The organism is Prosthecobacter sp., assembly GCF_029946185.1.
Taxonomy (GTDB): domain Bacteria; phylum Verrucomicrobiota; class Verrucomicrobiia; order Verrucomicrobiales; family Verrucomicrobiaceae; genus Prosthecobacter.
The window spans coordinates 1-6,222 of record NZ_JAQSEA010000058.1; the positions used below are offsets into that span (position 1 = coordinate 1).

Consider the following 6,222-nt stretch of genomic DNA (forward strand, 5'->3'; position numbering starts at 1 on the left):
GGGGGAAGAGAGGGCGGAGGGATTAGCCGAAAGAGGGGAAAGAGAGGAAAAAAAGGGGTGCTGAATGCGGAGTGCGAAGCCCTGCCGACTTGGGAGCTATGCGATGGATGGGGCGGGCGCTGGAGGGAGGGCGTCTTCGCGGGCGGCGCGGCGGGCTTCGCGTTTTTCGGAGCGGCGGCGGCGCCATTCGACGATGTCGTCGAAGTAGGAATAGATGACGGGGGTGGCGAGGAGGGTGAGGAGGAGAGACAAGGTCTGGCCGCCGAGGATGACGCCTGCGGTGGCGTTGTTAAACGCGGCACCGACGCCACGTGCGAACATCATGGGCACCATGCCGGCGACGAAGGCGAGCGTGGTCATGAGGATGGGGCGGAGGCGGTCTTTGTTGGCTTTGAGGATGGCCTCCAGGCGATCCAGTCCTTTGGCGCGGAGCTGGATGGTGTGATCGATTTGAAGGATGCCGTTTTTCTTGACCATGCCGAAGAGGACGAGGACGCCGAGCATGGAGAAGAGATTGAGCGACTGGCCAAAGATGATGAGGGAGAGGATGGCGAAGGGCAGCGTGAGGGGCAGGGCGATCAGGATGGTGAGCGGATGAATCCAGCTCTCAAACTGTGCGGCGAGGATGAGATACATGAAGACAAAGGCCATGAGGAAGGCCATGCCGAAGGCTTTGCCGGTGCGGGCCATTTCTTTGGACCGGCCTGCGACGCCGCTGCTGTAGTCGGCGGGGAGGTTTTGCTTTTTCACGATGGCATCGATGGCATCGACGATTTGACTTTCGCCCACGTCGGGCGCGTTGTTGGCGCTGATGGTGACCTGGCGGCGGCGGTTGAGGCGGTCGATTTGTGAAGGGCCGGAAGTTTGCTCAAGCTTCAAGACATTGTCGAGCGCGACGGGCACGCCGCTGGCGCTAGGGACGGAGAGTTGGGCCATGGCTTCGAGGTTGTTGCGGTAGCCGGCTTCGGCGCGGAGGTGGATGTCGTACTGCTCACCGGCTTCATCGTAGGTGGAGACATCGAGGCCGCCGACGAGGAGGCGCAGGGTGGTGGAGAGATCGGCGATATTGACGCCAAGCTGGCCGGCTTTGCTGCGGTCCACGCTGGCGACGATCTCGGGCTTGCCGCTGATGAGGGTGGAGTCCAAGTCGCGGATGCCGGGAATGTTTTTGGCTTCCTTCATGATGACATCCGTGGCTGCAGTGAGGCGGTCGAGATCGGGTCCGGCGACGTAGAACTGGATGTTGGCGCTGGACTGGCCGGTATTGAAGGGAGGCACGGCGAGGACGGTCATGCGCCACTCGGCGGGGTAGTTGGGCAGGATCTCTTTGCGCACCTGATCCATGATGTCCTGCTGCGTGGCGGTGCGTGTGTCGGGATCGGTGAGGCGGACGTAGATGCCGGCGAGATTGGGCACGCGCTGGTCATTATCACCAATGGTGAGGAGGGTGGACTCGACGCCGGAAAGGCCGCGAATGCTGCGTGCGACGCGCTCGCCGAGGAGATCGGTGGAGGCGAGGGTGGTGCCTTCGGGGACACGGATGTTGACGATGAACTCGGCTTCTTCGGTGGGTGGCATGAAGCTTTTTTGCACGATGCGCATGAGCATGGGGAGGGAGGCGAGCGCGCCGATGCAGGCGAGGACGATGACCCAGCGGTGGCGCATGGAGAAGCGCAGCATGATCATGTAGATGGCCTCGATAGGGCGGTAGAAAATATTCACCACGCGATCCAGTGCGCGCTCGATCCAGCTCTTGCGGCGGCGGTTGAGCATGCGTGCGGCGAGGGAGGGCACGAGGGTGAAGCTGATGAGAAGGGACACCGCGATGGCGAAGGCCATGGTGAGGCCGAAGCTCTTCAAGAACATGCCGACGATGCCGCTGAGGAAAGCGACGGGGACAAAGACGGCGAGCAGGGAGAGCGTGGTGGCCATGACGGCGAGACCGATTTCCTTTGTGCCATTGATGGCGGCGTCATGCGCGTCTTCGCCCTTTTCCTCCATGTGATGGACGATGTTTTCCACGACGATGATGGCGTCATCGATCACGATGCCGACGGCGAGTGCGAGGGCGACGAGGCTGATCTGATTGAGTGTGACATCCTGCGCCCACATGACGCCGAAGGCGGCGATGATGGAGGTGGGAATGGAAAGGGCGGCGATGACGGTGGCGCGGGTGTTTCCAAGAAAGAGCAGCACGATGAGCGCGGCAAACACGGCACCGAGAATGAGATGCTCCTGCACGGCATGGGTGCTGGTGCGGATGACGAGGGAGTTGTCACGCACGACATTGATGGAGTAACCGGCGGGGAGAGTCTTGCCCACTTCGGCGAGGCGCTCCTGCACGGCATCGACGACCTTGATGGTGTTTTCGCCGGACTGCTTGCGCAGGGAAATGACGACGCTGGGGATGCCATTGCGGCGTGCGGCGGTCTGCGGCTCTTCTTCGCCATCGTCCACGCGGGCGACGTCTCCGAGGCGGACGAGGCCGCCGTCTTTTTCACGCACGACCATCTGGCGCAGCTCGGCCACGGAGGCGGCTTTGCCGAGGACGCGCAGTCCTTCCTGGCTGGCGGCGTCCTTCACGGTGCCTGCGGGGATCTGCACGTTCTGTGAGCGCAGCGCTTTCTGTACATCGATGGCGGTGAGATTGAAGGAGCGCAGGCGCACGGGGTCCATCCACACATTGATCTGGCGTTTGCGACCGCCAAGAAGGGTGGCCTGGCCGACGCCGGGAACGCTTTCAAGCTGACGGCGCAGGACTTTGTCTGCGTATTCGGTGATCTCGCGCTGCGGGCGCTCGGCGGTGAGTGCGACGTTGAGGATGGGCGAGGCATCGGGGTCGAGCTTTTCCACGATGGGCGGATCGGAATCTTCGGGGAGATCGATGATGATGCGGTTCACGCGGTCGCGGATTTCCTGTGCAGCGACGTCCACGTTTTTTTCCAAGAGGAAGACGACGATGACCTGGGAGATACCTTCGCTGGAAACGGAGCGCAGTTCATCGATGCCGCTGACGGTGTTCACCGCTTCTTCGATCTTGTCGGTGATCTGGGTTTCGACTTCCTTCGGCGTGGCACCATTGAGACGTGTGGTGATAGCGACGGTGGGGAAGTCCACCTTGGGGAAGCGGTCCACCGGGAGGCGGGTGTAACCTATGAGACCGACGACGACGAATACCAGCACGATGACGCTGGCGAGGACGGGGCGCTGAACACAGATGCGGGCGAGCCATTGCATGGAGTTAGAAAGGGGAAGGGGGATTAAGCGGCGGCGCTGACGGTTTGATTTTTAACGGGAAGGCGGAGGTATAGGCTTGTTCTCGGATAGAGCTCCAAGCTCAGCGTCTAATGCGTGAACGTAGGATGGGTGTGGCGACAGCCCGTCCGTCCAGCAGCGTACGGCGGGTACTGTGGCGTACGAATGCCCTCGCAGTCGGGCGGTTTGGCGGCGAGGCGTTCGAGCGAGGAAGAGCGCCTTGCCCGCCAAACACACCCAACCTACGTCCAGAAAAGCCAGCCGCGCTGTTGCGGAACAAGTCTAATGAACCCGAACGGCCGCGAATCGAAGACGGGACGAGAGTTGTTCGTGGTGATTTGTGGTTGTTCATGACATTCGGGTTGAAGGCATGGGTTGCGTTAAGATTGAGGTGCGGTCTGCACGGGAACGCCGTCTGCGGCGTCGGGGCCGGGAGCGAGCACGGCGTTTTCGCCCTTTTTCACACCGCGACGGATTTCGATGCGGTCTTTGTCTGTCTCTCCGACTTCGACGAGGCGCTCGGTGAGCTGGCCGGACTCGACGACCCAGACTTTTTGATTGGCACCATCGGTGCGCACGGCGCTGGCGGGAAGGGTGATGGCGGTCTGCGACGGGAGTGTGAGGCGGGCCTCGGCGAAGAGGCCGGGTCGCAGGCGGCCATCGGTGTTGGTGACTTCGGCCTCGACCTGGAGATCGCGCAATTCGGCACGGACGGCGGCACCGATGAACTTGACGGTGGCGGTGAAGACTTCGCCGGGAAACGGGGAGACGGTGAACTCCACGGTCTGGCCGACGTGGATGAGCCCGACGGATGGCTCCGAGACATTCACGAGGAGGCGCAGGTGCTGCAGATCGATGACTTGCGCGACCTTGGAGTTTGCCATGACGTATTCGCCTGCGGTGACAAAGCGCTCGGCGACGGTGCCGTCAAACGGGGCGCGGATGGTGGAATCCTCCAGAGTCTTCTTGGTCATGTCGCGACGTGCTTCAGAGGCGGAGAGGCTGGCGGCGGCACCATCGCGATCTGATTTGATGCGGGCGAAGTCCGTTGCGGCCACGGCCTTCATTTGCACCAGGGGCTCGTTGCGCTTCACTTCGCTTTCAGCGAGATCGAGCTTTGATTTCGCGAGCACGACATTGGCTTCGGCTTCGACAAGATTGAGCGCGGCGGTGCGGCTGTCGAGCTGCACGAGGACATCGCCTGCTTTGACGACGGTACCGCGTTCGACGGGGGTCTCGATCACCTTGCCGGTGGTGTCTGCGGCCACAGCGGCATTTTGTGCGGCGGTGATCTCACCGGTGAGGCGGAGATAGCGCGGCATGGGGCCTTCCTGTGCGGCGGCTGTTTTGACGGTGATCGCTGCGGCGGTTTTTTGCGTCACTGGAGCCGTGTCGGCGGGTGCTTTGCTGCAGCCGCTCAGGGTGAAGCCCAGGGCACTGAGTGCGAGTGCGTGGAGGGAGTTGCGGAGAGGGGGAGTCATGGGCGTTTTTTCGAGCGTGAGGCGGGTTTCGGCTGGGCTGCGCGGCGGGAGGTGAGGGCACCGAGAACGAAGTCGGCGATGTTGTCTGCGAGGCGCTGCACCTCCGGCGCGGTCTTGGGCACGGGCGGGCCGAGGCGGTCAACGAAGACGCGGCAGTGATCGTAATGGATGCAGAGGCCGATGATGTGATGGCAGTAGAGGGCGCACTCTTCATCCATCGCAGGCCTGCCCAGCACGGCGGCGATGATGCGCTGAAGCTCCTCATGGAAGGGGCGGACGATGAGCTTGATAAATTCGTTGAGGCAGGGGGTGGGCTCGCGCATTTCGTGTGCCATGATCTGGCTCTTCACGGGATTGGCGGCGCGCTTGATCAGCACGTGGTCAAGGAGATGATGGATCCAGATCCGCAGGGTGTCTTCGGGTGAAGCGCCGTCTGCGAGCGTGACGGGCGGATCTTTGTCCATCTTGCTGCCGCAGGTGGAGAGGAAGACTTCGCGGTAGAGTCCTTCCTTGCTGCCAAAGTAGTACTTCACGGAGGCGACATTCGCCTTGGCCTTGAGGCAGATGGCGCGGAGGCTGGCCTTCTCAAAGCCGTCTTTGGCGAAGACGGTGGCGGCGGCCTTCAGGAGGCGCTCGCGGCGCGCCTCGGCATCATGTTCGCGGGATGGGGGAGAGTTAAACATGCGTTTATAAACGGCTGTTTAACTTATCGCGGACGGATCGTCAAATGGTTTTCGGTTTTGGAGTGGGGAGGCGCTTCCCGCCGCTGTGCCATCACATTCGGCACTGGTGGAAGAGGTTTTAGCGTGGAGGGATCCAGATGATTCCAGTCCTGCCGGGCATGCGCTGCCGCCAGAATGACTCCGAGATGGAGTGCTTCAAGAGGCTGTTATAACATTTCTCCGAAACTGATTTTCGGAAGGACGTGAGTGGAGTCACTCTGGCTCATGAGCTTTGAAAGCCGTGGAAATTTTCGGTTTTGCCGCAAAGGGGCGGAGAGGCAGAGGGAGCAGAGAAATAGATCTTATCCCAAGAGCAGATGAACATGAATCTGAATGAATGGCAGTTTGTTAAGAGCGTTTGCGGTGGTTTTCGGAGGCAGCGGTCAATCGTATGATGGCAGCCATGGAAGCCTGCGGCAGAGGAGTGTTGGATTTGCTGCCCGGAATTGTCTGCCATACCCAGGGTCGCCTCGCTGAGGCTTCCTCCTTCGCTCAAGCTACGGAGGACGAGCTGGCATCCCTGGGTTGGACTACGCAGCCCCTTCAGGGCTGGTGCGAAGCGGGGCTGGTGGAGGCCAAGAGAAACAGACCTGGTTTCAATGGATTTTGGTATGACCTCCTCATACCCGCCATGTCGGAAACGAGTTTTGCGAATCGCTATATCCTTTGAATTGTTTGCGGGTAGCCGAGTGAGAGTGCTTCGCCACAACTCCCGACTTTGGGGAATGTCGAGTCGTGGTGATTGCCTCGCGTTCACAGACGGG

Annotated in this window: 3 protein-coding genes; all 3 read right to left on the minus strand. The window is 61.3% G+C overall.

Annotation, left to right across the window (positions count from 1 at the left end):
* Positions 1 to 96: 96 nt before the first annotated feature.
* Entirely contained in the window at positions 97 to 3,237 is a 3,141-nt protein-coding gene (locus tag PSV43_RS03800) for an efflux RND transporter permease subunit (protein ID WP_300193943.1), read from the minus strand.
* A 398-nt stretch (positions 3,238 to 3,635) separates the two neighbouring features.
* Positions 3,636 to 4,736 (minus strand): efflux RND transporter periplasmic adaptor subunit, encoded by a 1,101-nt coding sequence (locus PSV43_RS03805; RefSeq protein ID WP_300193945.1) that lies wholly within the window; start codon positions 4,734 to 4,736, stop codon positions 3,636 to 3,638.
* Positions 4,733 to 5,419 carry a CerR family C-terminal domain-containing protein gene (locus PSV43_RS03810; RefSeq protein WP_300193947.1) on the minus strand — a complete coding sequence of 229 codons (687 nt, stop codon included), beginning with the start codon at positions 5,417 to 5,419 and terminating at the stop codon, positions 4,733 to 4,735. Before PSV43_RS03810 ends, PSV43_RS03805 begins: the two co-directional genes overlap by 4 nt.
* Positions 5,420 to 6,222 lie beyond the last annotated feature (803 nt).